Genomic DNA, 24,647 nt, shown 5'->3' on the forward strand with positions numbered 1-24,647 from the left:
AGACGTTTTCGATAGATTACTTAACGTGTTTGGCAAGATCTTTTTGAGCTTTGTCATTAGATTTTGCTTTTTCTTTAAGCCAATCTTTATAAGCTGAATCGTATTGTTTCTTAGTCACAATATCATCTTGAGATTTAAGATACTTGAAGTAGTATGTAGAACCTTTATCACCGGCTTGAGCATAAGCTCCTGAGAATGGCTTAATACGAGAAATTACAGCGGCTGCACCGTTATAAGTAGTCGTTGGGATATAAAGTGCACTATCCGTCAACCATGCCTGAGCTTTTGCATATTTTTCATAACGAGCCGTCAAGTCTGTTGTTTCCTTAGAAGCATCATCAACCAATTGGTCATATTCTTTAAGACCTACTTTTTCAACCGCTTGACTATTTGGATTGTCATAACCCATGAAAGATTTAGTATTTTCACCATTTGTAGTCTTCAAGACATCAAGATAAGTTGATGGATCAAGGTAGTCAGGCTCCCAAGCCACACCTACTGACAAGTCCCAATCCTCTGCCGCTGCATTTGAAGCAGAGTAGGTAATGTTATAGAAATCATCAGTTGACAATTGATGAAGATCAAGTACAACATTATCTTTTCCAAGAGCTGATTCAATAGATTGTTTAAGTGACTGCACTTGGTTCACAAAGATTTTATTTGACTGATTGACAGGAACATCCAAATGGATTGGGAACTGAACCCCTTCTGCTTGAAGAGCTTCTTTGGCTTTAGCAAATTCAGCCTTAGCTTTTTCTGGATTATAAAGACCATCTTGACTATCTGCAAGATTCACACCAGACCACTCATCACCATAAGCTGGAAGTTGATCCATCACCATTGTTCCGAAGTCCTTACCATCTGCTTGAACAAAGTCTGGTTTAACAAAGATATTACGAACGGCAGTGCTTCCACCTTCCTTACCGTTAAGTTGTGCGGCGTAATTTGTACGGTCAATGGCAAAACCTAATGCTTGACGGAAATCTTTGTTAAGAAGAGCTGTCTTAGTTGATGTCTTTTGTTGATCATTTTCTTTAGATGTATGGTCATAAGTTTGACGATCGATATTAATACCGACACCTTCTACAGCTGCTCCAGGTTGTGTATAGAAAATATTGTCTTTGTACTGTTTTTCAACTTTAGAATAGTTTGAGCTAGTTGGGTATAGACGAGCTAAATTATAGACTCCATCAGTGAAGTTACGTTCCAAGGATTCTTGGTCTGTACCATCATCGTAAGTCAATTTAACTGTATCAAAATAGACATTATCCTTATCCCAATAGTTTTCATTCTTGGTGAACTCAATAGAAGATTTCGTTGTCAAAGATTTAAGAAGATATGGACCGTTATAAAGAATAGATGTTGGGTCTGTTGACTTACCAAAGTCTTTACCTTTAGATTTCAAGAAATCTTCATTAACAGGCCAAGTAACAGAGTAGGTCAATTTTGAATTCCAGTAAGGTTCTGGTTGGCTAAGCGTATATTGCAAAGTGTAATCATCAACTGCTTTGATACCAACATTTGAGAAGTCCTTGTTGGCACCTGAAAGGTAATCATTCAAGCCCTTAACTGAGTTTTGTAGCAAATAAATCGCTTCAGAATTAGTATCAGCAGCATGCTTAAGACCTGTTACAAAGTCTTTAGCTGTTACATTGGCATATTCTTCACCGTCTGAAGTGTACCATTTGACACCCTTACGAATCTTGTAAGTATATGTCAAACCATCTTGAGAAACAGACCAGTTTTCAGCGACAGAAGGTTTTAGATTCCCATATTGGTCATTTTCAAACAAACCATCAACACCGTTACTAACGGCTGTCGTCATATTTTTCTTATTTGTAGAAACATAGTCTAGGGTTGCAGGATCGCCACCGTAGACATAATTATAAGTCTTACCAGACGTCTTACTTGATGACGAGCAAGCCGTTAAAACACCTACAGATAACAGGCCTACGGCTGCCAGTAAAAATACCTTACTCTTTTTCATTCATTGCCTCCTTAAATTTGCAACGTAAAAAATTCAAAAATCAATAATTATGTGTATACGTTTAAATTATACCATAAATTCGAAAAAGCAACACTACTTTCTGAATATTTTTTATTTTCTACTCAAATTTCGTGTTTAGAGCAAGAAAAAAGCCTATCCGAAGATAGGCCCTTTACTACTCTTACAATGAGTTAGGATCAACTTTGATACCAGCACCTTGTGTAGTAGTAATTGAAAGGTTTGTGATGTAAGCACCTTTCGCTGTAGCTGGTTTAGCTTTTTGGATTGCATCGTTAAATGCTTTGAAGTTTTCAACCAATTTTTCAGTTTCGAATGAAACTTTACCGATGATAGCTTGTACGTTACCTGCTTTATCAGCACGGTAAGTGATTTTACCACCTTTAGACTCTTCAACTGCTTTAGCAACGTCCATAGTTACTGTACCAGTTTTAGGGTTTGGCATCAAGTTACGTGGTCCAAGGACACGTCCAAGACGACCAACGATTGCCATCATGTCTGGTGTTGCAACAACAACGTCAAAGTCAAGCCATCCACCGTTGATTTTAGCAACGAGTTCGTCTTCACCAACGAAGTCAGCACCTGCTGCTTTAGCTTCTTCAGCTTTAGCACCACGAGCAAATACAAGAACGCGTTGAGTTTTACCAGTACCGTTTGGCAATACCATTGCTCCACGGATTTGTTGGTCAGCTTTCTTAACGTCGATGTTAAGGTTGTATGATACTTCAACAGTAGCATCAAATTTTGCGAAGTTAGTTTCTTGTGCAAGAGCTACAGCTTCTTCTACGCTGTAAGCTTTTGTGCTGTCGATTTTCTCAAGAGCAGCACGCATTTGTTTGCTTTTTTTAGCCATGTTAATTATTTCTCCTTGTGTAATGTGGTCATAACGACTTTCATCTTCCACGTCACTCAGCGAAGTGAGACGACGTCTGTGGTTTTCTTGTTAACTGAATTAGTCAGTAACAGTGAATCCCATTGAACGTGCAGTACCTTCGATCATACGCATAGCTGATTCGATGTTTGCAGCGTTCAAGTCAGGCATTTTAGTTTCAGCAATTTCTTGTACTTGTGCACGAGTTACTGAAGCAACTTTAACTGAGTTTGGAGTACCTGAACCTTTTTCAACACCTGCAGCTTTTTTCAAAAGAACAGCAGCTGGTGGTGTTTTAGTGATGAAATCAAATGATTTATCTTCATACACAGAGATAACAACTGGGATGATCATACCAGCTTGGTCAGCTGTACGAGCGTTAAACTCTTTAGTGAATCCCATGATGTTGATTCCGGCTTGACCAAGAGCTGGTCCAACTGGTGGAGCTGGAGTCGCTTTACCAGCAGGAATCTGAAGTTTTACGATGTTTTCGACTTTTTTAGCCATTTTGTAATTTCCTCCTATTGTGGTTTTGGCGGTAAGTAAGTTTTGTTACCTCCCACAAGTATGTTTTTACATACCTTATCTATTATACAGAAATTCTTTTTAGATGCAAGAATTTCTTATTAAGTTTAGGAAAAAATTTACATAAAGGGCTTTTCGAGGTAAAATAGACTTATGATTCTATATAAATTCTTTGCTATAGCATTTTTGATTCTAACACCTATCTTTGCTTTTATTATCCACCGCTTCTTCAGTTTAAAATACCTCGGGCTTAATTTTGCTGACCTTACCTTCCCTCTTTATTTTATTGAGATAGTTGCTGTGTCAGCCCGTTTCTTTACCCATAGCTTTTTGCCTTACATCACCATTTTATTATCCTTGGCGGCTATCATTATCACGATTCAGATGCTAAGAAAAACACAATCCTTCAAGTTTAAACGTTTTCTTAAGTTATTCTGGCGTATCAGCTTTTTTATCACCAGTCTTTTCTATTTAGGGACTGTGATTCTCATTTTTATCGTTTCTTAAAAACCAGCTTAACTCAGCAAATTTATTTTGTGCTGAGTTTTTTTATATCCAACCATGAAAAAAGCAGGCAACCATGCCTGCTTAACTTTTCGGTATTAGGGGTGAACTTGAGTCATTCGGCCAGTATCTACATCATAAACCGCACCGGAGATGATAACATCCTCAGGGATAAGCGGTGACTGACGAAGAATGGCCATATCTTCACGAACACTCTCTTCCACATCTGTGAATGGAAGAAAATCTTGATCAGAAACATCAACACCAAGTTCTTTATTGAGATAGGCGGTAAACTCATCGTTCTTAAAGGTCTGAGCACCACAATCTGTATGGTGAAGAACTACGATTTCTCGTGTCCCCATCTGTTGTTGAGAAATGACCAAAGAACGAATCATATCTTCCGTCACACGACCACCCGCATTACGCAAAATATGAGCGTCACCTAGGGCCAACCCCAAGGCCTGAGCAACGTGAAGGCGTGAATCCATACAAGTCACAATAGCCACCTTAGTCTTTGGTTTCAAGGGAAGATGGGCTGTCCCGTGGAGGTCAACATAGGCTTTGTTGGCATTGAGAAAGTTTTCAAAATAAGACATAATAACTCACTTTCTAATGAAGAAAATAATTTGACTATCAAATTATTTACACACTATCTTATCATCTTTTTATTAACTTGTCAGCTATTGAGTCCGCAACATAAAAAAGGAGAATAAATGCTAACAAGCATCCATCCTCCTTCAATTTATATTATGAACGTTTTGGCAAGTATCTATTAAGCAAGCCTGCAAAGGTTTGAAGATTGAGACTTTGAACATAAATTTCACCTGTTCCTCTAAAGGTATTAACAACACCCTCTCCTGTCCCAATAGACTGCCAGAAACCATTTTCCAGGTGAATATTATAATCAAGTGTCTGACTCCAGGCAACGACATGAGCATTATCAATAGTCACTTCTTGATTGTTTAGCTCAATTTTTTTAATAGAGCCGTAAGCATTTGCCAAGAGAGTTCCTTGGCCTTGGGTAGTCATTACAAAGAAACCACCCTGACCACCAAAAAGAGCCTTACCAACAGACTGGAGCTCCATTGTATAGTAAGCTGTGCCATCAAGTGCTAGAAAGGCACCGTCGTTGAGTCGGTACTGTTTTTCACCTAAATAAAGTGGAATCACTTGACCTGGAGAATCAGGGGCCAAGGCTATATAGCCATTATTGGACTGCGAGACAACCTGAGTAATAAAGCTACTTTCGCCCGAAACCATTGAACGCCCAACTGCTTTTACAAAGCGACCTAAACCTGATCCACTGGCATTTAATTTGGTACTCAGTGTCACATTCGGTGTGTGATATACCATACTGCCACGCTGGATAAAGACTGTTTCACCTTGATTAAGAGATAACTCTACTAAAGGGAACTGCATGTTGCTGTCTGTAAAAAATTGCATAATAAATACCTCCCTATTCTTAAGAAAAGTATAGCATCGAACAGGTATTTTTGCAAGCGCTTCCAAATTCTGGCTTTGAGGCATTTTTTTAAGAAAAAACTTTTTTGAGTACTTCTCCTACCGTCGTGACCCCAATGATCTGGATACCTTCTGGAATCTTCATGCCATGAAGCGAATTTTTAGGAGCATAAATCTTAGTAAAACCTAATTTAGCAGCCTCATTAATACGCTGTTCAATGCGAGTTACTCGGCGAATCTCTCCAGTCAACCCAATTTCTCCTATGAAAGCTTCTTGTGGATTGGTTGGAAGCTCCTTGTAACTAGAAGCAATCGCAACGGCTACAGCAAGGTCAATAGCTGGCTCGTCCAATTTGACACCACCAGCCGATTTGAGATAGGCATCTTGATTTTGGAGAAGAAGGCCACAACGTTTCTCTAAAACAGCCATAATGAGGCTGACACGGTTAAAGTCCAGTCCCGTCGTTGTCCGCTTGGCATTACCAAAGACGGTTGGTGTCACCAAGGCTTGAACTTCAGCTAAGATAGGTCTGCTACCTTCCATTGTCACAACAATGGCAGAACCTGTGGCACCGTCTAGGCGTTCCTCTAAGAAAACCTGGCTAGGGTTTAGCACTTCTACCAAACCACCAGACTGCATCTCAAAAATCCCAATCTCATTGGTTGAACCAAAACGGTTTTTGACTGCTCGTAAAATACGGAAGGTGTGATGACGTTCCCCCTCAAAATAGAGTACCGTATCTACCATGTGTTCCAACATACGTGGTCCAGCCAGCTGTCCCTCCTTGGTCACATGCCCAACAATAAATGTGGCAATGTTATTGGTTTTGGCAATCTGCATGAGTTCAGCAGTGACTTCACGAACCTGAGATACAGAACCTTGAACGCCAGAAATCTCTGGACTCATGATGGTCTGAATAGAGTCGATAATGAGGAAATCGGGTTTTATGACCTCTACTTGACTGCGAACGGCTTGCATATTGGTCTCAGCATACAGATAAAATTCGTTATCAATATCACCTAAACGTTCACTCCGCAATTTGATTTGCTCGGCAGATTCTTCTCCAGATACATAGAGGACCGTACCCTTGTTAGCCAGTTGCGTTGACACCTGTAAGAGGAGGGTTGATTTCCCTATTCCTGGATCTCCTCCAATAAGAACCAAACTACCCGGAACCACACCGCCACCTAAAACACGGTTAAACTCATCCATGTCAGTCTTTATGCGAGCATAATTGATTGAGGATACTTCTTTTAATTTAGTTGGTTTAGACTTTTCACCCGTCAAACTGACACGGGCATTTTTCACCTCCTGCACCTCAACCTCTTCTTCAAAAGAGGACCAAGAAGAACAGTTGGGACAGCGCCCTAGATATTTGGGTGAATTGTAGCCACATTCTCGACAAACAAAAGTTGATTTTTTCTTTGCTATGATAATTCTCCTTATACGATTACTCCGACAGAATGCCACTTATGCAATGTTTTTTTAAATTTCTTCTGGTTGGCAACTCCGACAGCGGACAAATCGACAGAAACCTGATAATTCTCCTTGACAGCTGCCAAAACGGAAGCCTTAACACAGCCATTGCCATCTACCCCTATAAACTCTATGCTTTTAGCACCGTCTCCCTCTAAAAAATCTTTTAAATCTGGATTAGTAAAGCAAGAAGCCCGACGCTTCTCAAAGATACGAGAAGATACAAGCAGCAAGCCGGTCGCAAATTTCTTCTTTCTATCTTTTCTCTCCCAGAAAAAACGATTGAGAATATAGATAACCCGGTCGCTGGGATAGCTAGCAATTTTGTCATTTACAGCTGCAGTCAGTTCTTCATGATATGCTTTTCCTACAGCAACATAATCTGACTGCATATCTACAACTAATAAATAGTCTGCCATATTCTTTCTCTATTTCCCTGTCGATCCGAAACCACCTGTACGAACACCGTCAGCTTCATCTCCATCTACAATTAAGAAGGGCATAAAGACACCTTGAACGATGCGTTCGCCGACTTCAAGAGTCACGGGCTGATCAGTAATATTTTTCATCTGGGCGAAGATGTGACCCTCATTCCCTGGATTTCCATAGTAATCGCCATCAATAACCCCCACAGAGTTGATCAAGACCAGACCTTTTTTGCGAGGATTAGAAGAACGATCATAAAGATAAAGCACCTCACCCGCTTGCATATAAGCCTTGACCCCAGTTGGGACGAGGACGATTTCTCCTGGTGCAATCACTGTGCGCTCTGCCACCTTTAAGTCGTAACCAGCTGCATGGGCTGTCTCCCGTTTTGGAAGCAAGTCCTGATTGGTATAGGTTGATACAAGTTCAAATCCACGAATTTTTGTCATTATTTTTCCTTTCGATACATCTATAAATTAATTCTTGTAAAACTAGCCATGCTAGCTTCAGACTTTTAAATCTATCCTATTATAATCTATTCGAAATAAGATGACAAAGGTAATAGTCTAATCACTTTCTCATTAAACGAAGATTGACTTTTAACCAGGAAAACGCTAACATAATAATAGATATAATACTTTTAAGGAGAATTGTCATGAAATTCATCGGACTTGTTGGTACGAATTCAAAACGTTCAACTAATAGACAATTATTGCAATATATTCAGAAACATTTTGCAGATAAGGCAGACATCGAACTTGTTGAAATCAAAGACCTCCCTGTCTTTAACAAACCCGCTAACAAACAATTGCCAGAAAGTGTCCTTGAAATCGTTAAAAAAATCGATGAGGCTGATGGGGTTATTATTGGAACACCTGAGTATGACCACTCAATTCCAGCTGTTCTCATGAATGCTTTAGCTTGGGTCTCATACGGTGTTTTCCCTCTTTTGAATAAGCCTGTTATGATTACAGGAGCATCTTATGGAACTCTAGGAGCTTCTCGTGCACAGCTACAACTTCGTCAAATTTTGAATGCTCCAGAAATCAAAGCTAACGTGCTTCCAGACGAATTCTTGCTTTCACATTCCCTTCAAGCTTTTGATAGCAACGGCGATTTAGTTGACCTCGATGTCATCAAAAAATTAGATGCTATTTTCGATGACTTCCGTCTCTACGTCAAAATTACTGGTAAACTCTCACATGCTACAGAGTTGCTACATAAAGAAGCTGAAGACTTCGACTGGGAAAGCCTATAAGACAGGAGAATATAAACTATGAAATTTGTTGGACTCGTTGGAGCAAATTATGATCAATCATATAACCGTAAACTGCTCGAATTTATCAGAAGACATTTTAAAATTAAATTTGAACTTGAAGTTTTGGAAATTGATGAAGTTCCTATGTTTAACCAAGATGAAAAATGGGATGAAAGTTTCCAACTTCGCTTACTTAATAACAAAATTACACGCGCTGACGGTGTCATCATTGCAACACCTGAGCACAATCACACTATCTCTGCAGCACTTAAATCAGTATTAGAGTGGCTATCATTCGAAGTGCACCCTTTTGAAAACAAGCCTGTAATGATTGTTGGTGCTTCTTACTACGACCAAGGAACTTCACGTGCCCAAGTGCATTTGCGTAAAATCCTTGAAGCACCTGGTGTTAATGCTTATACACTTCCAGGTAATGAATTCTTGCTTGGAAAGGCTAAAGAAGCTTTTGACCTTGAGGGGAACATTACCAACGAAGGTACTATTAATTTCCTTGAACAATGCTTAGACAATTTCATCCAATATGTAGGAGTGGTTTCTAAATTGAAAAAACCAAAACCAATTGAACCTGAAGACTTGGATTGTAACAACCCAATCGCTACAACTGTTACCGAAGTTGATCCTGACGATCCAGAGTGGGTAGAAAAAGTAGCTGAAATCACTGGTGCGGTATCTGGTGATACCTACGTAAAATTGGACCACGGTATTTTGACGGTTAATCAAATTGACATGTTCCTCAAGGCTATGCCATTTGAATTGACCTATGCCGATGATAACAACCAGTTCCTCTACTACAACAACGCCCATCAAGATCCTGACACTATGTTCGCCAAACGTGTACCACCTCAATCTGGTAGCCGCATGTCAACTGTTCACGGCTCACTTCCACCAGCTCGTATGAAAAATGTGGAATGGGTTATCGGTACACTGCGTAATGGTAACCAAGAATATGTTCGTACGATTGTTCCAGGGTCACCTGAAGGAGTTATCAATACGCATAACTATCAGGCTATGTACTATGATGATGGTTCTTATGCAGGAATCAATGAAATCGTCTTTAACTTTAAACCATGGCTTGACTGGTATCTCGAAACAACTGGTCAACGCCTTGTCGGAGGAAGCGGTCCTTTTGCACCAGCTGCAGCTAGTCATGGCGGTAGCGACGCCACATCTGGTGCATCAGATGCGGGTGGTCATGGTGGCGACGCAGCCCCAGCCGCAGATGCTACATCTGGAGCATCCTCATATTAAGACTTGGAAAAGTTGGGACAACTGTCCTGACTTTTTTTCATGGTCATCCTAGATTAAATTTCACTCGAGCTTGCGCATTTGCCATGCTCCATGCCACATATTTTAGAGGTAAACCTATGTCTCAATTTAAAGAAAAAGTATTCGCTGCTTGTGCTAAAAAAGAAGCTCTCTTTGACGAAAGTCTGGGTCGCTATGCCTTGCGTTCTATGCTTGCAGGAGCTTATCTTACCATGTCAACTGCTGTAGGAATTATTGGTGCGGATGTTATCGCTACAGGTATTCCGGCCATTTCTCGTTTTGTTTTTGCCTTTATCTTTGCCATCGGACTGGTCTTCGTTCTCATATTCAATGGAGAGTTGGCTACTTCAAACATGATGTTCCTGACCAGTGGTGCCTATTATGGTAAAATCAAATGGAGCAAGGTGTGTACCATCCTCCTCTACTGTACCTTCTTTAATTTTGTCGGTGCCCTTATCTTGGCCTGGTTCTTCAACCAATCCTTCTCTTTCCAACATTTGACTGACAAGAGTTTCTTAGTTACCGCTGTCTCAACCAAGCTTGGAAAAACAGATTGGATGAACTTTACAGAAGGTATTACAGCGAATATGTTCGTTAATATTGCCATCTTGGGCTACATGCTCCTCAAAGAAGAATCTGCTAAGATTTTCATTGCGCTATCAGCCATCTTCATGTTTGTATTTTTAATTAATGAACACTTGATTGCTAACTTTGCCTCTTTCATGTTGCTCGGTTTCAACGGTGTGCGTGACGCTGTGGATAATTTCACTTTGACAAATATTCTACGTCAGTGGATAGTCGTTTTCTTCGGTAACTGGATTGGCGGAGGTATTTTCATTGGTTTGGCATACTCTTGGCTCAATAAAACTAAAACACCTCACATTGATTAGGAGACCTCATGCGTCAAAAGACATTCATCAAACAAACCAGCCTAGCTATTCTACTGTATTTTATTTGCCTAGCCCTTGCAGTTGCTATTGATTTAATCTTTTTCAAAGTCAAAAATATGTATCATACACCTGCCTTAGCGGCTATCTTTGCAGGCTGGGTCTACTTGGGGCTTATCAGAAAGACAAAACAATTTGGAGCGATTACCTGTCTGGGTATCTTTATGTCCCTCTTCTTCTTTGCTTCTGGGCACTTTGTTCTAGCCTTTCTTCCTAGCTTTCTGGCTGGCCTTGTCGCTGACTTTCTAGCTAAGAAAGGGAACTATGAGAATAGTAAACTTAATTTACTTTCCTATATGATCTTTTCCCTAGGGAACTTAGCACCCATTATCACCATGTGGCTTGCGCCCAAAGCTTATATCGCACAGCTCCTAGCCAAAGGGAAAACTCAAGATTATGTAAATCAAGTTATGGTTCCCTTTACAGCCAGTCATGTCTTAATCCTGATTGGAGGAACGCTCATGGCTGCTCTCATTGGGGGCTACATTGCCCAAAATTGGCTGAAAAAATAAATAGCCATCAGCCCTCCTAACAGAGAGTACAAGACAAACATGCTTTTCTTATGTTATAATGAGAAAGAATACAGTCTTTTTCTACTTTGTTAGAAAGGACCTAAAGGGAGACCTAATGATGAAAAAACAAAAAATCGCTGTCTTGGGCCCTGGTTCATGGGGAACTGCCCTTGCTCAGGTACTCAACGACAACGGACACGAGGTCCGTATTTGGGGAAACATCCCTGAACAAATTGATGAAATTAACGAGAAACACACCAATACCCGCTACTTCAAGGATGTGGTTTTGGATGAAAACATTAAAGCCTACAAAGAGCTATCTGAAGCCCTAGATAGTGTCGACGCTGTTCTCTTTGTTGTTCCAACCAAGGTCACTCGCTTAGTTGCTAAGCAAGTTGCTGAACTTTTGGACCACGAAGTTGTTGTTATGCATGCTTCCAAAGGTTTGGAACCTGGAACACACGAACGCCTTTCAACAATCCTTGAAGAAGAGATTCCTAAGGAACTTCGTAGTGAGATTGTTGTCGTATCTGGTCCAAGCCACGCTGAAGAAACTATTGTTCGCGATATCACTTTGATTACAGCAGCATCTAAGGATCTTGAAGCGGCACGCTATGTCCAAGGTATTTTCAGCAATAGCTACTTCCGCCTCTACACCAATTCAGATGTGATTGGTGTTGAAACAGCTGGTGCTCTTAAAAACATTATCGCGGTAGGTGCTGGTGCCCTCCACGGTATGGGATATGGGGACAATGCTAAGGCAGCCGTTATTACTCGTGGCCTTGCGGAAATTACTCGTCTTGGTGTGAAACTTGGGGCTGATCCTTTGACTTACAGCGGTCTATCTGGGGTTGGTGACCTTATTGTTACAGGAACTTCTATCCATTCACGTAACTGGCGTGCTGGGGATGCGCTCGGTCGTGGAGAAAAGCTAGAAGACATTGAACGTAACATGGGAATGGTTATCGAGGGTATTTCAACCACAAAGGTTGCCTATGAAATCGCCCAAGAACTCGGCGTCTACATGCCAATAACAACAGCAATCTACAAATCTATCTATGAGGGTGCTGATATCAAGGAATCTATTCTCAATATGATGTCCAACGAATTGCGCTCTGAAAATGAATGGGATAAAAAATAAAAATCTAAGGAGTTCTCATGAAGAATCAAAAAGTTAGAAAAGCTATCATCCCCGCTGCAGGACTCGGAACACGCTTTTTACCAGCTACTAAGGCCTTGGCCAAAGAAATGTTGCCAATCGTTGACAAACCAACCATCCAATTTATCGTTGAAGAAGCCCTCAAATCAGGTATCGAAGATATCTTGGTGGTTACTGGTAAGTCAAAACGTTCTATCGAAGACCACTTTGATTCAAACTTCGAGTTAGAATACAACTTGGAACAAAAAGGTAAGACAGACCTGTTGAAATTGGTTAATGACACCACTGCTATTAACCTCCACTTTATCCGCCAAAGCCACCCACGTGGCCTTGGAGATGCTGTTCTTCAAGCCAAAGCATTTGTCGGAAATGAGCCATTCGTTGTCATGCTTGGTGACGACCTCATGGATATCACTAATGACAAAGCAGTACCTTTGACTAAGCAGCTCATTAATGATTATGAGGAAACACACGCATCAACCATTGCAGTTATGCCTGTACCTCATGAAGAAGTTTCTTCTTATGGTGTCATCGCCCCTCAAGGCAAAGGTGAAAATGGACGTTATAGCGTTGAAACTTTCGTTGAAAAACCAAATCCAGAGGATGCACCAAGTGATCTTGCTATCATCGGGCGTTACCTTCTAACACCTGAAATTTTCGGTATTTTGGAAACTCAAGAACCAGGTGCTGGAAATGAAGTCCAATTGACTGATGCTATCGATAAACTTAACAAGACACAACGCGTCTTTGCTCGCGAATTTACTGGAGACCGTTATGATGTCGGTGACAAATTCGGATTCATGAAAACATCAATCGATTACGCACTTAAACATCCTCAAGTTAAAGATGACCTCAAGCAATACCTCATTGACTTGGGCCACAAACTTGAAGGCAAAGCAGCTAAAAAAGACTAATATAAAAACCATCGAATGTCAGGTTCGATGGTTTTTTCATATAATTTAAAAATAAGTAAATCCTAGAAGAATCAGCAATAGTAAAATGTAAGTTAAAAGAGCTGTAAAACGCCAACCTTTACTAAATAAGCGACTTTCAACCTTGTTAGCCAAAAAGATAGCTGCAAGAGCACCTCCAACTAAACCACCAAGATGGCCTGTAATCCCAACACTAGGTGTAAACAGGTTGAAGATTAAGTTTATGACAATCAAAGCCAAGTAATTGCGACCTAACTGATTAAGCAAAGGACTATGACTATAGTAGCCAAGAATCACAACAGCCGCAAAAAGTCCAAACAAGGATGTCGAAGCACCAGCTGCAATAACATTAGGCGTAAAAAGTAAGGTAAAGGCATTTCCCATAACACCAGCCAACAAATAGAGCCCTAGAAAACGTAGAGTCCCAAAAATCTGCTCAGCCATTTTCCCCATAAAGTAAAGGGCAAGCATATTAAATAGAAAATGCTCAACACCTATATGCACAAAAATTGGTGTTACAAGACGCCAGAGGTTCAGTGGGCTGTACTGAACAAAAGCACCGTACATAGCCCCCATCTTAAAGAGGCTCAAAGGCGAGGTCGCTTGAAAGCCATTTAAGAGATATTGACAGATGAAAGTCAGCGTCGTAAGCCCCAACAATAGATAGGTTGCTGGGTATTTCTTCCACTCATTTATTTGCATGTGACGACCTCCTTAACAGGTATATCATAGTTGTCTGGTTGAAAATCATGTTTCTGGCAAGGATAAACCGTACTAACGGTCTCCCCTTCAAAATCAGACAAATAGCGGTCATAGTAACCTGCTCCGTAACCAATGCGATAGCCTTCATCATTAAAAACTACTCCTGGCACATGAATCAAATCAATCTCTGATTTTTCCACAGCCAAATCAGACGCAGGTTCCATCAAGCCAAAAGAGGTTGCAACAAGATTATCTGGATCATAATCCACAAAAATCATTCGACCTTGTTTATATGTTTTAGGAATCAACAGTCGTTTACCATCCTTTAAAGCCTGATTGATTAAAAGACTGGTATCATATTCATGAGGAAAAGACAAATAAGTCGCAATCACCTGGGCATCTTTATAAGCAGGTAAGGCAATCAATTGCTCCAAAAGATGTTTATCTATCTTAGCCTTAGTCTCAGGTTCTTGTGAAGTTAACTGAGCCAAGACTGTTTTTCTAAGTTCATTTTTCATAGGTTTATCATATCAAAAAAGCTACCAAAAGTCAGACTTGGTAGATTTTTTAGTTGTATCAACTATGGTTAGGCTTCTGCCTTGTGTTTAAGGAATTTTCCAATTTCAGCCACTGCAAAAGCGAGAGCATCTTCATTTGGACTCATCTTAGGATGGTGAAGTGCATATGGCGTGTCAATTCCCAACCAGAACATGACACCAGGAACCTTACTAAGCAAATAACCGAAATCCTCTCCAGTCATAGCTGGTGGACAATCAATCAGGTTGACCTCTGGGCTAGCATCAAAGAAGCTCATTAACTCTTTAGCCAAGGCTGGATTATTTTCCACAGGAAGATAACCACCTTGTTTCAACATGATATCCACTTCCATACCAAAGCTAGCTGCTACACCCTCTGCAATCTGGCGCACGCGCTTCTGGATAAGGAGACTCATTTCCTGAGTAAGGGTACGAATAGTTCCATAAACCTCTGCAGTTTCAGCGATAACATTGTTAGTAGTTCCTGCATGGAAAGAACCAAAGGTAACTACCCCACCCTGGATAGGGTCAACATTACGACTGACAATCGTTTGCACCTGAGTAATAAAGTAAGAAGCTGCTACAAGGGCATCATTGGCCTCATGTGGAAAGGCCGCATGTCCACCTTTCCCCTTGAAAGTAACGAGGACTTCACAAGTCCCAGCAAAAAGGGTGCTTGTGTTAGTCGCAATATCACCTACCTTGAAATCTGGGCGGACGTGGAGGCCATAGAACTCATCTGGCAACCAATCTCCAAAGGCACCATCTTCATACATAAGCATACCACCAGCTTCATTTTCTTCAGCTGGTTGGAAGAGGAAGAGCATGTTATTTTTAGGCTGTACTTGAAGCATCTGGTCCAAAAGACCAAGTGCTGTGGTCATGTGCATATCGTGTCCACAAGCATGCATACGACCTTCATGAGTAGACTTAAAGTCAAGATCTGTTTCCTCTACGATTGGGAGGCCATCAATATCTGTACGCCAACCAATGGTTTTTTCAGGAGCATGCCCGTGAAGATAGACAAGAATTCCTGTACGCCAAGTACGTTGCTCCACAAAGTCCTTACCTTCAGTCATTTCAGCAATACGTTCTAAGAGATAGGCCTGAGTTTTAAATTCTTCCAACCCAATTTCGGGAATTTGGTGAAGGTCTCGTCTGATTTTGATTAAATCAAGTGTCATGTTTTTGTCCTTTTTATTGTCTTATTTTATAGAGAATCTAGAAATAGAGGCCTTACAGGCCTCTACTATCAATATGTTACAAGTTACGCAAAGCGTCTTCGAGTGCTGTTTTTTGTTGTGTTTTTTCATCGATTTCCTTAATAATGCGAGCTGGAACACCAGCTACAACCACATTTTCAGGGACATCTTGAGTAACGATCGCTCCAGCGGCAACGACTGAACCGTTACCAACTTGAACACCTTCAATAACAACAGCATTAGCACCAACAAGAACGTTGTCACCGATACGAACTGGGTCTGCTGAAGCTGGTTCAATCACACCAGCAAGGACCGCACCCGCACCGATGTGGCTATTTTTACCAACAGTAGCACGACCACCAAGGATTGCGCCCATATCAATCATAGTACCAGCACCGATTTCAGCACCGATGTTGATAACAGCACCCATCATAACGACAGCATTATCTTCGATAGTTACTTGGTCACGGATAATAGCGCCTGGTTCGATACGCGCATTAAGGTGACGTTTATCAAGCAATGGAACAGCTGAGTTACGGCCATCTTGTTCCACAACATAGTCCTTGTTTTCAGTCAAATTCGCAAGAAGTGGTTCGATATCTTTCCAGTCTCCGAAAAGAACATTACCAAGCTTAGTGACAGAAGCTGGAACAGCGGTTGCCAATTCCCCTTCAAAAGTTACTTTAACATTCGTTTTCTTTTCAGCATTACCGATAAAAGCGATAATTTCTTGTGCAGACATTTTTTGTGCAGTCATGAGATTCTCCATTCACATAAAGTTAGGAATTATTATACCAAAAATTCTGATAATTGTCTTTGCTTTTGCCAAATAGAGTGTATTTTTATGTAAAATTTGTCTTTAGAGCCTCTATGTCAGTAATCACTCGATCTGGTTTGATTGGGGATTTCTCCAACTCTCGACGAGAATAAGGGAAGGTATTCAGCAAGATACCATCGATCCCAACTGCCTCAGCCACAGCAATATCAGTCGTCAGGTCATTTCCCACCATGACAGTCTCAGATGGCTTTAACCCATGATCATCCAAAACTTGCTTTAAAAATTCAGGTTGAGGCTTACAGATACCCACATCCGAAGACAGGTAAATGGCATCAAAGTAAGGTCTTAACTCCATTAAGTCAATCTCAGCATTAGTAAAGGCTGCTTGAGCATTAGACAAGAGATAAAGACGACAGCCCTGCTCTTTTAGAAAGGTCAAAACCTCCTTGGTATGCGGATAAGCTAACAACTGCTTACGAGATAAGACGCGAAATACCATAGCTATCAGTTGGCCCCAATCTTCTGGCTGATTAGAGTTACTAGACTGAGGCCGACCATCTATATAAAGCTGGTTGAAAATGTGAGCTAAATCAATTTCTGGATAAGCAACTCCTTTAATCTCTATTAACTCCTTACGAGTCTGAGCCACACGCTTAGCATAAGATTTTTTAAGACTTTCACCCTTATAATCCGCCCCATAAGCTTGGTAAAGTTGGGCTAATTTATCCCATAACATAGGATCCTTCTCATCGGTTAGGATATCAACCAAGGTACCATAAAAATCAAAAATGTAGTTCTTATAGGCTCTATTTTTCATCACTTTTTACCCATTACTGAAGCTTTCTTACTTATTGCTCCCATCATACACCTTTTAGGAAGACCAAACAAGCTAACTGAGATATTTTCCCATCAAAAAAATCCCAACGACTGTTAGGATTGCTTATCATCTCTAATACGACCAATCAGCAGCTCTCCCGCAACGGTTAATTGCGTCACTGAAGTCAAGTCCAAAGTATCCTTATTGGCATGGAAGAAAAGAGGTGTCATCTCAGCAAATGTTTGAACATGCTCTGATGGCATAGACCAAGCCTTAGCAATCGTCACACGCTCTAAAAGGTCACAGGACTCTTGAAAATGTTCCAGAACATCCTGGTTCGAATAGGCCTGCGTCTCCGGCAATAGTTGGCGAAACTCTTTAAGATGATCCTCATGAGGAATAACCTTAAAAATCAAGCCATAATCAGACAAAAGTCGTCTAAATTCTTGATAATTAGCTGGCGAAAAGATATCTAAAATCACATCGATACTGTGTTCACGTAAAGGCAATTGAGCCAAATCGCCAACAAACCAAGCTACATTTTTCTGAGGATTTTGACGAGCCGCAAGAAGGATAGAATCCTTAGACAAGTCAAAGGCCATGAAATCCTTGTTAAACTCTTGAGCTAACTGACGGCTATAATAGCCCTCACCACAGGCAACATCTAGAACGTGCGAGTGTCCAGGAAGGTCACGCAAGCGCTCTGAAATCACCTCTAGGATAGGATCGTAATAGCCTGCTGCAAGAATCTGACTCCTCTTTTCAAAAGAAGCCATATCATAGTGCTTATCTCCCTTAGTCTGTCTCAAAAAATTGACAAAGCCCTGCTTGGCGATATTAAAGGTATGCCTATTCTGACAAACCAAGCTAGACAAATCCAAATGCATTGGCGCTTGACAGATAGGACAAGCAAAAAGAGCCTCTTGATCTTTAAAAACACTAAATTTGGCCATAAATCCTCCTTAACACAAAAAAAGAGCACACACCTGAAATCGCTTAGGGCTGCTGGATTCCTCCCCTGACCCGCTTCACGCACAGATGTTGCTCCGAAAAATATTATACCATAAATTGAAGTGATTGCAAGTAGAGAACTTATGATAAGACTAGCTAGACCTACCCCTATCAATCCCTATTATCTTCTTCTGTCAGTCTAAACTTCGATAAAACATAAGACTTACCATGGTGACATTTATGTCACTACTTTTTTATTTCTCGACACCTTATAATAAATCCATAGCTTGAGGAAAGCACCAAAAGCTAGTGACATGGCTGACTTTATTGAAAGGAGAAGTCATGTTTAACATATCTCTTAACTCGTGGTGAGAGGGTATGAGATTTAAAAACTCACCAAAAATAAAAAAAGGAGAATGACAATGATTAACAAAGAAATGAAGGCAGCTGACCTAGCCTCAGTAACAGGAGGCGGATGGAAGACTAACCTTGCCATTGGAGGGCTCTGCCTAGCTTCAAGACCTATTGGAACTATGGTATGCCTTGGAGCCTACAATGGCTACATGGACTCTGCGCGATAAAAGAAAGGACATATGAACAATGACTAAGACCATTAACAATCGTAAAAACATGACTACTCAAGAACTTGAAGCTGTATCAGGTGGAGTGGTTCCTTGGGCCGCTATTTCTGTTGGCATTGCTGCTGCAAAACTAACTTATGACCTTAGCTATGCCGCAGGTAAATCTTTCTATAACCTCACCCACTAACTAACAGAACTCACCTGACATCTCAAAGATTTTGAGGATGATAACTCATGAAACATACAAAAAATCAAACAAATGATACTACTGCTAATCAATCACCTAAAATGAATAACTATTTGCTCGTAAAAATAGCTTTAGCTGGAATTATCAGTAGCTTACTTCTGATACTCCTAATCAACCTTATCTTTCATGTACGATTAGGAACACCAATTATTGATACTAATTTGAAGTCCGCTTTTGGTACTCTGATTCTCTTTATGCCTATTTTTCTTTTAACAAGAGAGAAAGAAAAAAATAAAGCATAGAAAGAGTGACCTAAATTGCTTTCAGGAAAACAAAAACTCATCTTCCATTAAAAAGTGCAAGGCCCTTTGGCCTTGCACTTTTGTTTACATATCTTGCCTTGTTTCCAATTTAGCCAATCGTTTGGCTTCTTTTTTGCGTTCACGACTCTGACGGAAAAAGTCTTGCATAATCTTAGCACACTCTTCCTCCATGACACCAGTCTCTACTTCTACACGATGGTTGAGACGCTCATCTCTTAGGATATCGTAAAGGCTACCCGCACCACCAAACTTTTGATTGCTTGCTCCATAGATTACTTTAGGAATACGAGCCAAGCCAATTGCCCCACTACACATGACACAGGGTTCGATGGTTACAAAGAGGGTACAATCTAACAAACGCCAATTGCCCACAGTCCTATTAGCCTCCTGAATAGCCATGACCTCCGCATGCATGATAGCTTGATTGAGCTCCTCACGTGCATTGTGCCCACGACATAAGACTTCTCCATCTTTAACGATGACACAACCAATTGGGATCTCTGCTTTATCTAGAGATTTTTCGGCTTCCTTAAGAGCTTCAGACATAAAAAAGTCTTTCTCTTCTTGGGTAAAGTCAAGCATTAGTGTCACTCCCGTTCCAAGATTTGCGAGACAATATCTCGCTTAGTCCTTCTATTATAGCATAAGAAAAGCAATACCGAAGACCTCCATTTTAAAGAACACAAAAAAGCTAAGACGAATCATCCTAGCTTCAAACACATTAGTCTGGTGAGTCTTAGGAATCACACCAATGTGTTCCCCCAAGGCTAGACGAAAAGTCAACGACCGCTTAACATCCTAATTCATATGTCAGTCGGAGTGTCATAGTCAATTGTCTGTGAAATCATTATACAGGCCTAAGGCCTCACAACGATAAACAAAAATGCAACTGTCTCAAACAATTGCAAGGATAGCGTTATAGTTGTGATATTTCACACTTTCCTTCCAAACAAATAATGCCTACTATAAAAGTAACTTTTATAGCTTTTTCCTTACCCACCTATAGTTTATCATGAAACCTCTATCATTTAATTTAAAAATCGGTAATAAAACAATGATATAGATTAGAAACAACTGTTAATTGTATGCATTGTTTTGAATATTTCGCTTAACATTTAAAATGTTGATATATCAGCATTTTATGGCTTCTTAAACTATTTTTTCTAGTCTATCTACACTATTAAACACCTATCATCCTAAGTCTTATCTAATTTTACTGTTTATTAATCTAACAAGTGTTTAATGTTTTATCTCCAACAATTCTTCAAAACAAGGTATGGAACAAGATAATGATTTTTTGGAGAGGTTGCTTCAAAGATAGGAGACCTAGATAGCTAGTCAAAGGATAAACTAAAAGGGAAGTTCTTCTTCCAAGACGAGGTCAGCCAAGTCATTATCAGGATTATTTTCCCTAACAGCACGCTGAGCACGACTCTCCAGAAGTTGGAAAGAGGAACAAAGCACTTCAGTAACGTAATGGGTTTGACCATCCTTATCGTACTTACGGGTACGAAGCTCACCATCAAGAGAAATTAAACTCCCCTTGCTAGCATAAGATGCTAAGGTCTCAGCCAAACGCCCCCAGACAACCACTGTAATAAAGTCAGCCTCACGCTCACCATTTTGCGTCTTATAGCGACGATTAACCGCAACTGTAACACGTGTAAAAGACCTATCACTAGCAGTTTTTACCATTTCAGGAGTCGCCGTCAAACGTCCAATTAAAATAACTTTGTTATACATTTTTTTACCTCCACCTATCTATTCGTAAGCGGAAGTAAAAAATAGATTATTTTAAATAGCTTTACAAATTTCTTTGAGAGTATCCTTACTAATACCCCAATCTACATAACCAAATTGTCCTAATATTCCTAGTAAATAGGAGACTATTACTTTTCTAGTAATACTGCTCTCTCAGATATTTTCATGACAGCAGTTGAATGTTGAATTTTCTCTACTCGTTTGGCTAGCTCAACGTTTTTGAACCACAATTTCCCATGAAGCAGGACCGACTTGTTCAAAGCGCGTCACAGGATAATCATTATCTGCAGCCCAGTTTGGTATACTTTCCGTTGCTTGCGTACAATCAAAAGCTATCAACAACTCATCACCTGTAGCTAATTCAGCCATTTTTTTCTTCGCATCAATCAATGGGAATGGACATACCAATCCACCCGTTTCAAGTTTTATCAAAGCCATATGATATTCTCCTCTTAATTTTTGTTGGGTTTTACAAAGATAATATAGGAAGCCGTCCAAACACCTAAAATAGTCACTGGTAAAGCAATCCATCCCTTACTAGAAAAAATTGCTGTAGCTGTTAAACCATTACCAATCGTACAGCCACCAGCCCATGAAGCACCTATTCCCATAAAAATACCCCCTAGTGTGCTCTTACCGATGGTTGACAAGTCTGGCAAGCGCCAGCGAAACTCTCTAGAACCCTTTGCAGCAAGAAAGGAACCAAGAAAAATCCCCAATACAAGAAAAACACCCCAACCAAGCTGTTTACTATCACCTGTAATAATATAACTAATTAGATGTGCTGAGGGAGTTGTAATCCCTAACCCTCCAACACGACCTGTCAACTGACTAGCAGGCCAAGCAATTAAAGCAACAAGACCTATTAGAAATCCTGCAAAATATTTATGGTAAGTTTTCTCAAAAAGATAGTGTCTCACTCCCTTATATTTTGATGGAAGTGTAGCAATCTGACGTCTGGGCTTACGTAACTCTCGAATGACAATGAAACTTGTTATAGCTACTAAGAAAACAAGAAGATACCAAACCGGAATTCCTAATTGACCAGCTAAATCATCATTAATTACCCATCGCTTAGCTATTAATTGATTCAAAGGAACAAGAAATCCTGATTTCATAGCCGCTGCACTTGTCATATAAAAGAATAGTGCAACCCAACTACCTAGGAGACCTTCACCGGCACGATACCACGTTCCTGTGGCACATCCCCCAGCGAGAACAATTCCAATACCAAATAGATAGGAACCCACAATTGCTCCTAACACGGAAAATTCTTCATAAGGGTTTCCAATAATACCTAATTGAATCAGGGAAAGTACTCCTATACTTTCTACTGTGATTGCAATAAGAAAAGCGTAAAATAATGTATTATTACGTGCAATATACATATCTCGGAAACCACCAGTCAAGCAGAAACGAGTTCGTTGCAAAATGAATCCAAATATCAGACCAATGAGCCCACCAGAAAGAATAGTTGTAAGCATAAGTACCTCCTAAAGTAAATATTGATTACATTTTAAGAAAAATATTATAACTTGCATAATCTTTCTTTTTTATGATTAGCTATAAACTTTCTTTATGACAAACAAAAAAGCGGCTTTCTTACCGCTTCTTGTCCTATTTACCCTTTCCAGTGTTTAGCTGGATCAAAAGCCTCTCCGACTACTGCTGAATCATCAAGTTCAATAATACCACGTTTTTGTGGGGCATTTGGAAGTGCCAACTCACGTGGGGCGCACATCATACCATAACTATCTTCACCACGAAGTTTTCCTGGGAAGATAAGGGCACCGCTAGGCATCATAGCACCAGGAAGAGCTACAATAGTTTTAAGCCCAAGCGCTGCGTTTGGTGCTCCTGCAACGATTTGGACCTTCTTATCACCGATGTTCACTTGGCAGATGTTAAGGTGATCGCTATCTGGATGTGGAACCATTTCATCAATTTGTCCAACCACAAAGACTGGTCCTTGTGTGTTTTCCAAACGCTCTTCAAAGCCCTCTTTAGCCAATTCCTCGTTCAAGACAGCTACATCTTGGTCTGACAAGAAAACTTGACCATTACCTTCGATATTAATGAGGCTTGATGCTTCAAAAATATTCCAAGCAAGAGTCTTACCTGTTTCATCAGCTGTGACACGCGCCACTTTACCTTTACGTTCTACGCTACGTTTGATGTCCTTAGTATCTTCCAAGATAACCAACAAAACGTCGCCAACTTGTTCCTTATTGTATGCAAAAATCATGGGTTCTCCTTCAATAGTTCTTTTATAGATTTTAAAATCGACTGACATGCCAAGAATCGTCATTACTACCATAGCGATAACTAATCTTGTCAATTTTCCAGTCACTCTCTGTTAATTTTACGATAAATTGTTTATGGTACCAAAAGTCATTCCCATAAGAAAATTCGAGAAACATCTTAGCCTTACTCTTCATAATAAACTTAACTCGACAGGGCTCTAACACAAAATCATAGGTGCCCGGAGAACCAAAAGAAGCTGAAAAACCTCTTTTATAACAGTTATCAGTCAAGTGTTTTTGAGCTAAAGGAGTCAACTTCACTTTAAATTCATCAAATAACTCCATTTCTCCAGGAATAGTTTGATGTGTAGGAAGATTATTTTCCTTTTTGTAGGTGTTTATTTCTTGGTGTTTTAGGAAGATATCACTTTCAATTTTGGAATGCTCTACTAAAATTTGGCATAATTCTTCGATAATCTCCTCATTTTTTTCTGTCAGATACTTTTCTTTAGTTTCTGAAATATCAAGAGAGATATTAGGAAAGTGATTGATTTTCATCTTTTAAATCTCCGACAAAAAGGCATTGACTTCTTCTTTGGTTTTACGAGCTTTATTGACCAAGCGTCCCAATTCCTGACCTTTCTGAGTCACGACAAAACTTGGGATACCAAAAATATTCCAAGTTTGCGCCAAAGCCATATAATCATCACGGTTAACACGCACAAAGGTCATATCTGGATGGAGGGCTTCAATTTCAGGCATAACGGGATAGATAAACTGGCAGTCTGGACACCAATTGGCAGTGAAAAAGAAAACCACCTTTTGATCACTTTCAACATAGCTTGCCAATTCTTCAAGATTCTTAGGAATAATCATGCCTGCTCCTCCTCATAAGTCAAGATATCCTCTGCATAAACAAAGCTATAGGCACGGCCATCCTCTAAGACGATACCTCCTGTAAGCCCTGGATTTTCCTTATCAGTGGGATTTGTATAAAGGACTGCGATAGTCCCCAAGTGCGATAATTCTTGTCTAATATCTTGGATTAATGCAGCCTTCTTCATTTCTGCACGTGACTGTCTATACTTCTCTGCCATTGCCAAGAGACCTAAAGCTCCTACGCCTCCAGCAAACAAGGCCAATGTTTTACGTTTCATAAGAAACATTTTACCATAATTTTAGACGAATGGGGAGAGGCTACC

At 40.2% G+C, this 24,647-nt stretch carries 32 protein-coding genes and 1 other RNA gene; 10 read left to right on the top strand and 23 right to left on the bottom strand.

Annotated features, from left to right (window positions below; all coding sequences use genetic code 11):
- Nucleotides 1-16: 16 nt before the first annotated feature.
- The 3 genes from H7T98_RS07260 to rplK form a co-directional block, all read right to left on the bottom strand.
- Complete coding sequence (locus tag H7T98_RS07260; protein WP_201061582.1) at nt 17-1,987, bottom strand: peptide ABC transporter substrate-binding protein; 1,971 nt, start codon at nt 1,985-1,987, stop codon at nt 17-19.
- Between the two features lie 181 nt (nt 1,988-2,168).
- Nucleotides 2,169-2,858: a 50S ribosomal protein L1 gene (gene rplA, locus H7T98_RS07265; protein WP_037598508.1), complete on the bottom strand. Its 690-nt coding sequence runs from the start codon at nt 2,856-2,858 to the stop codon at nt 2,169-2,171.
- Nucleotides 2,859-2,957: 99 nt separating this feature from the next.
- Nucleotides 2,958-3,383, bottom strand: coding sequence for a 50S ribosomal protein L11 (gene rplK, locus H7T98_RS07270; RefSeq protein WP_002885648.1), 426 nt, complete (start codon nt 3,381-3,383; stop codon nt 2,958-2,960).
- Nucleotides 3,384-3,554: 171 nt separating this feature from the next.
- On the opposite strand from rplK, the gene H7T98_RS07275 reads away from it, so the two are divergent.
- The gene (locus H7T98_RS07275) at nt 3,555-3,908 is read left to right on the top strand and encodes a DUF3397 domain-containing protein (RefSeq protein ID WP_037600084.1); all 354 of its coding nucleotides are present in this window, start codon (nt 3,555-3,557) and stop codon (nt 3,906-3,908) included.
- Nucleotides 3,909-4,003: 95 nt separating this feature from the next.
- Here the strand turns inward: H7T98_RS07275 and H7T98_RS07280 are convergent, their stop codons facing one another.
- The 5 genes from H7T98_RS07280 to H7T98_RS07300 form a co-directional block, all read right to left on the bottom strand.
- On the bottom strand, nt 4,004-4,501 hold the full coding sequence (locus tag H7T98_RS07280) for a beta-class carbonic anhydrase (protein ID WP_002885818.1): 498 nt from the start codon (nt 4,499-4,501) through the stop codon (nt 4,004-4,006).
- A 151-nt stretch (nt 4,502-4,652) separates the two neighbouring features.
- Nucleotides 4,653-5,348 carry a TIGR00266 family protein gene (locus H7T98_RS07285; protein WP_037598509.1) on the bottom strand — a complete coding sequence of 232 codons (696 nt, stop codon included), beginning with the start codon at nt 5,346-5,348 and terminating at the stop codon, nt 4,653-4,655.
- 88 nt (nt 5,349-5,436) lie between these two features.
- Complete coding sequence (gene radA / locus H7T98_RS07290; protein WP_110980829.1) at nt 5,437-6,798, bottom strand: DNA repair protein RadA; 1,362 nt, start codon at nt 6,796-6,798, stop codon at nt 5,437-5,439.
- 11 nt (nt 6,799-6,809) lie between these two features.
- Entirely contained in the window at nt 6,810-7,262 is a 453-nt protein-coding gene (locus H7T98_RS07295; RefSeq protein ID WP_110980830.1) for an isochorismatase family protein, read from the bottom strand.
- A 9-nt stretch (nt 7,263-7,271) separates the two neighbouring features.
- Complete coding sequence (locus H7T98_RS07300; protein ID WP_002886985.1) at nt 7,272-7,718, bottom strand: dUTP diphosphatase; 447 nt, start codon at nt 7,716-7,718, stop codon at nt 7,272-7,274.
- Between the two features lie 206 nt (nt 7,719-7,924).
- Between H7T98_RS07300 and H7T98_RS07305 the strand changes: the two genes are divergently transcribed.
- From H7T98_RS07305 to galU, 6 genes are all read left to right on the top strand, one after another.
- A complete protein-coding gene (locus H7T98_RS07305; protein WP_002886986.1) occupies nt 7,925-8,527 on the top strand; it encodes an NADPH-dependent FMN reductase in 603 nt (200 codons plus the stop codon).
- A gap of 18 nt (nt 8,528-8,545) precedes the next feature.
- Nucleotides 8,546-9,796, top strand: a complete 1,251-nt coding sequence (locus tag H7T98_RS07310; protein ID WP_002885631.1) for an NAD(P)H-dependent oxidoreductase — start codon at nt 8,546-8,548, stop codon at nt 9,794-9,796.
- A 116-nt stretch (nt 9,797-9,912) separates the two neighbouring features.
- The gene (locus H7T98_RS07315; RefSeq protein WP_201061584.1) at nt 9,913-10,704 is read left to right on the top strand and encodes a formate/nitrite transporter family protein; all 792 of its coding nucleotides are present in this window, start codon (nt 9,913-9,915) and stop codon (nt 10,702-10,704) included.
- Between the two features lie 8 nt (nt 10,705-10,712).
- Nucleotides 10,713-11,273 (top strand): MptD family putative ECF transporter S component, encoded by a 561-nt coding sequence (locus H7T98_RS07320; RefSeq protein WP_038676838.1) that lies wholly within the window; start codon nt 10,713-10,715, stop codon nt 11,271-11,273.
- Between the two features lie 118 nt (nt 11,274-11,391).
- On the top strand, nt 11,392-12,414 hold the full coding sequence (locus H7T98_RS07325) for an NAD(P)H-dependent glycerol-3-phosphate dehydrogenase (RefSeq protein WP_022496721.1): 1,023 nt from the start codon (nt 11,392-11,394) through the stop codon (nt 12,412-12,414).
- Nucleotides 12,415-12,431: 17 nt separating this feature from the next.
- Nucleotides 12,432-13,346 (top strand): UTP--glucose-1-phosphate uridylyltransferase GalU, encoded by a 915-nt coding sequence (galU, locus tag H7T98_RS07330; RefSeq protein WP_003091906.1) that lies wholly within the window; start codon nt 12,432-12,434, stop codon nt 13,344-13,346.
- Between the two features lie 45 nt (nt 13,347-13,391).
- Here the strand turns inward: galU and H7T98_RS07335 are convergent, their stop codons facing one another.
- The 7 genes from H7T98_RS07335 to ffs all read right to left on the bottom strand — a co-directional run bounded on the left by H7T98_RS07335 (nt 13,392) and on the right by ffs (nt 18,452).
- Nucleotides 13,392-14,066 carry a rhomboid family intramembrane serine protease gene (locus tag H7T98_RS07335; protein WP_201061587.1) on the bottom strand — a complete coding sequence of 225 codons (675 nt, stop codon included), beginning with the start codon at nt 14,064-14,066 and terminating at the stop codon, nt 13,392-13,394.
- Nucleotides 14,057-14,584 carry a 5-formyltetrahydrofolate cyclo-ligase gene (locus H7T98_RS07340; protein WP_003092039.1) on the bottom strand — a complete coding sequence of 176 codons (528 nt, stop codon included), beginning with the start codon at nt 14,582-14,584 and terminating at the stop codon, nt 14,057-14,059. Before H7T98_RS07340 ends, H7T98_RS07335 begins: the two co-directional genes overlap by 10 nt.
- A gap of 68 nt (nt 14,585-14,652) precedes the next feature.
- Nucleotides 14,653-15,786, bottom strand: a complete 1,134-nt coding sequence (locus tag H7T98_RS07345; protein ID WP_014635100.1) for an N-acetyldiaminopimelate deacetylase — start codon at nt 15,784-15,786, stop codon at nt 14,653-14,655.
- A 76-nt stretch (nt 15,787-15,862) separates the two neighbouring features.
- Nucleotides 15,863-16,561 (bottom strand): 2,3,4,5-tetrahydropyridine-2,6-dicarboxylate N-acetyltransferase, encoded by a 699-nt coding sequence (gene dapD / locus H7T98_RS07350; RefSeq protein WP_002886999.1) that lies wholly within the window; start codon nt 16,559-16,561, stop codon nt 15,863-15,865.
- Nucleotides 16,562-16,646: 85 nt separating this feature from the next.
- On the bottom strand, nt 16,647-17,399 hold the full coding sequence (locus H7T98_RS07355) for an HAD family hydrolase (protein ID WP_201061595.1): 753 nt from the start codon (nt 17,397-17,399) through the stop codon (nt 16,647-16,649).
- Between the two features lie 113 nt (nt 17,400-17,512).
- A complete protein-coding gene (locus tag H7T98_RS07360; protein ID WP_201061589.1) occupies nt 17,513-18,352 on the bottom strand; it encodes a methyltransferase domain-containing protein in 840 nt (279 codons plus the stop codon).
- Between the two features lie 14 nt (nt 18,353-18,366).
- Nucleotides 18,367-18,452: signal recognition particle sRNA small type (ffs, locus tag H7T98_RS07365), an RNA gene on the bottom strand.
- 320 nt (nt 18,453-18,772) lie between these two features.
- Here ffs and H7T98_RS07370 point away from each other — a divergent pair.
- The 3 genes from H7T98_RS07370 to H7T98_RS07380 are packed head-to-tail and all read left to right on the top strand — an operon-like array spanning nt 18,773 to nt 19,420.
- Nucleotides 18,773-18,931 (top strand): class IIb bacteriocin, lactobin A/cerein 7B family, encoded by a 159-nt coding sequence (locus H7T98_RS07370; protein ID WP_038676853.1) that lies wholly within the window; start codon nt 18,773-18,775, stop codon nt 18,929-18,931.
- Between the two features lie 19 nt (nt 18,932-18,950).
- Nucleotides 18,951-19,118 carry a class IIb bacteriocin, lactobin A/cerein 7B family gene (locus H7T98_RS07375; RefSeq protein WP_002885883.1) on the top strand — a complete coding sequence of 56 codons (168 nt, stop codon included), beginning with the start codon at nt 18,951-18,953 and terminating at the stop codon, nt 19,116-19,118.
- Nucleotides 19,119-19,165: 47 nt separating this feature from the next.
- Nucleotides 19,166-19,420 (top strand): hypothetical protein, encoded by a 255-nt coding sequence (locus H7T98_RS07380; protein ID WP_048674209.1) that lies wholly within the window; start codon nt 19,166-19,168, stop codon nt 19,418-19,420.
- 84 nt (nt 19,421-19,504) lie between these two features.
- Here H7T98_RS07380 and tadA read toward each other — a convergent pair whose 3' ends face one another.
- The 8 genes from tadA to H7T98_RS07420 all read right to left on the bottom strand — a co-directional run bounded on the left by tadA (nt 19,505) and on the right by H7T98_RS07420 (nt 24,602).
- Nucleotides 19,505-20,023, bottom strand: a complete 519-nt coding sequence (gene tadA / locus H7T98_RS07385; RefSeq protein ID WP_201061591.1) for a tRNA adenosine(34) deaminase TadA — start codon at nt 20,021-20,023, stop codon at nt 19,505-19,507.
- 768 nt (nt 20,024-20,791) lie between these two features.
- Nucleotides 20,792-21,184: a single-stranded DNA-binding protein gene (locus H7T98_RS07390; protein WP_002885697.1), complete on the bottom strand. Its 393-nt coding sequence runs from the start codon at nt 21,182-21,184 to the stop codon at nt 20,792-20,794.
- A 228-nt stretch (nt 21,185-21,412) separates the two neighbouring features.
- A complete protein-coding gene (locus tag H7T98_RS07395; RefSeq protein ID WP_003095911.1) occupies nt 21,413-21,640 on the bottom strand; it encodes a sulfurtransferase TusA family protein in 228 nt (75 codons plus the stop codon).
- Between the two features lie 14 nt (nt 21,641-21,654).
- Complete coding sequence (locus tag H7T98_RS07400) at nt 21,655-22,686, bottom strand: YeeE/YedE family protein (RefSeq protein WP_021144677.1); 1,032 nt, start codon at nt 22,684-22,686, stop codon at nt 21,655-21,657.
- 137 nt (nt 22,687-22,823) lie between these two features.
- Nucleotides 22,824-23,447, bottom strand: a complete 624-nt coding sequence (gene ytpR, locus H7T98_RS07405) for a YtpR family tRNA-binding protein (RefSeq protein ID WP_070654501.1) — start codon at nt 23,445-23,447, stop codon at nt 22,824-22,826.
- Nucleotides 23,448-23,478: 31 nt separating this feature from the next.
- A complete protein-coding gene (locus H7T98_RS07410; RefSeq protein WP_070654503.1) occupies nt 23,479-24,003 on the bottom strand; it encodes a hypothetical protein in 525 nt (174 codons plus the stop codon).
- A gap of 3 nt (nt 24,004-24,006) precedes the next feature.
- A complete protein-coding gene (locus H7T98_RS07415; RefSeq protein WP_084915253.1) occupies nt 24,007-24,321 on the bottom strand; it encodes a thioredoxin family protein in 315 nt (104 codons plus the stop codon).
- Complete coding sequence (locus tag H7T98_RS07420; protein ID WP_003091918.1) at nt 24,318-24,602, bottom strand: DUF4651 domain-containing protein; 285 nt, start codon at nt 24,600-24,602, stop codon at nt 24,318-24,320. The genes H7T98_RS07415 and H7T98_RS07420 overlap by 4 nt, the downstream gene beginning before the upstream one ends.
- Nucleotides 24,603-24,647: the final 45 nt, after the last annotated feature.

The organism is Streptococcus sp. 23.2 (assembly GCF_016648665.1).
Lineage (GTDB): Bacteria > Bacillota > Bacilli > Lactobacillales > Streptococcaceae > Streptococcus > Streptococcus salivarius_E.

Bases quoted from the DNA above. Each gene is read 5' to 3' on its own strand.
- H7T98_RS07260 (WP_201061582.1), bottom strand. From the start codon at position 1,987: ATGAAAAAGAGTAAGGTATTTTTACTGGCAGCCGTAGGCCTGTTATCT.
- rplA (WP_037598508.1), bottom strand. From the start codon at position 2,858: ATGGCTAAAAAAAGCAAACAAATGCGTGCTGCTCTTGAGAAAATCGAC.
- rplK (WP_002885648.1), bottom strand. From the start codon at position 3,383: ATGGCTAAAAAAGTCGAAAACATCGTAAAACTTCAGATTCCTGCTGGT.
- H7T98_RS07275 (WP_037600084.1), top strand. From the start codon at position 3,555: ATGATTCTATATAAATTCTTTGCTATAGCATTTTTGATTCTAACACCT.
- H7T98_RS07280 (WP_002885818.1), bottom strand. From the start codon at position 4,501: ATGTCTTATTTTGAAAACTTTCTCAATGCCAACAAAGCCTATGTTGAC.
- H7T98_RS07285 (WP_037598509.1), bottom strand. From the start codon at position 5,348: ATGCAATTTTTTACAGACAGCAACATGCAGTTCCCTTTAGTAGAGTTA.
- H7T98_RS07295 (WP_110980830.1), bottom strand. From the start codon at position 7,262: ATGGCAGACTATTTATTAGTTGTAGATATGCAGTCAGATTATGTTGCT.
- H7T98_RS07300 (WP_002886985.1), bottom strand. From the start codon at position 7,718: ATGACAAAAATTCGTGGATTTGAACTTGTATCAACCTATACCAATCAG.
- H7T98_RS07305 (WP_002886986.1), top strand. From the start codon at position 7,925: ATGAAATTCATCGGACTTGTTGGTACGAATTCAAAACGTTCAACTAAT.
- H7T98_RS07310 (WP_002885631.1), top strand. From the start codon at position 8,546: ATGAAATTTGTTGGACTCGTTGGAGCAAATTATGATCAATCATATAAC.
- H7T98_RS07315 (WP_201061584.1), top strand. From the start codon at position 9,913: ATGTCTCAATTTAAAGAAAAAGTATTCGCTGCTTGTGCTAAAAAAGAA.
- H7T98_RS07320 (WP_038676838.1), top strand. From the start codon at position 10,713: ATGCGTCAAAAGACATTCATCAAACAAACCAGCCTAGCTATTCTACTG.
- H7T98_RS07325 (WP_022496721.1), top strand. From the start codon at position 11,392: ATGAAAAAACAAAAAATCGCTGTCTTGGGCCCTGGTTCATGGGGAACT.
- galU (WP_003091906.1), top strand. From the start codon at position 12,432: ATGAAGAATCAAAAAGTTAGAAAAGCTATCATCCCCGCTGCAGGACTC.
- H7T98_RS07335 (WP_201061587.1), bottom strand. From the start codon at position 14,066: ATGCAAATAAATGAGTGGAAGAAATACCCAGCAACCTATCTATTGTTG.
- H7T98_RS07340 (WP_003092039.1), bottom strand. From the start codon at position 14,584: ATGAAAAATGAACTTAGAAAAACAGTCTTGGCTCAGTTAACTTCACAA.
- H7T98_RS07345 (WP_014635100.1), bottom strand. From the start codon at position 15,786: ATGACACTTGATTTAATCAAAATCAGACGAGACCTTCACCAAATTCCC.
- dapD (WP_002886999.1), bottom strand. From the start codon at position 16,561: ATGACTGCACAAAAAATGTCTGCACAAGAAATTATCGCTTTTATCGGT.
- H7T98_RS07355 (WP_201061595.1), bottom strand. From the start codon at position 17,399: ATGAAAAATAGAGCCTATAAGAACTACATTTTTGATTTTTATGGTACC.
- H7T98_RS07360 (WP_201061589.1), bottom strand. From the start codon at position 18,352: ATGGCCAAATTTAGTGTTTTTAAAGATCAAGAGGCTCTTTTTGCTTGT.
- H7T98_RS07370 (WP_038676853.1), top strand. From the start codon at position 18,773: ATGATTAACAAAGAAATGAAGGCAGCTGACCTAGCCTCAGTAACAGGA.
- H7T98_RS07375 (WP_002885883.1), top strand. From the start codon at position 18,951: ATGACTAAGACCATTAACAATCGTAAAAACATGACTACTCAAGAACTT.
- H7T98_RS07380 (WP_048674209.1), top strand. From the start codon at position 19,166: ATGAAACATACAAAAAATCAAACAAATGATACTACTGCTAATCAATCA.
- tadA (WP_201061591.1), bottom strand. From the start codon at position 20,023: ATGCTTGACTTTACCCAAGAAGAGAAAGACTTTTTTATGTCTGAAGCT.
- H7T98_RS07390 (WP_002885697.1), bottom strand. From the start codon at position 21,184: ATGTATAACAAAGTTATTTTAATTGGACGTTTGACGGCGACTCCTGAA.
- H7T98_RS07395 (WP_003095911.1), bottom strand. From the start codon at position 21,640: ATGGCTTTGATAAAACTTGAAACGGGTGGATTGGTATGTCCATTCCCA.
- H7T98_RS07400 (WP_021144677.1), bottom strand. From the start codon at position 22,686: ATGCTTACAACTATTCTTTCTGGTGGGCTCATTGGTCTGATATTTGGA.
- ytpR (WP_070654501.1), bottom strand. From the start codon at position 23,447: ATGATTTTTGCATACAATAAGGAACAAGTTGGCGACGTTTTGTTGGTT.
- H7T98_RS07410 (WP_070654503.1), bottom strand. From the start codon at position 24,003: ATGAAAATCAATCACTTTCCTAATATCTCTCTTGATATTTCAGAAACT.
- H7T98_RS07415 (WP_084915253.1), bottom strand. From the start codon at position 24,321: ATGATTATTCCTAAGAATCTTGAAGAATTGGCAAGCTATGTTGAAAGT.
- H7T98_RS07420 (WP_003091918.1), bottom strand. From the start codon at position 24,602: ATGAAACGTAAAACATTGGCCTTGTTTGCTGGAGGCGTAGGAGCTTTA.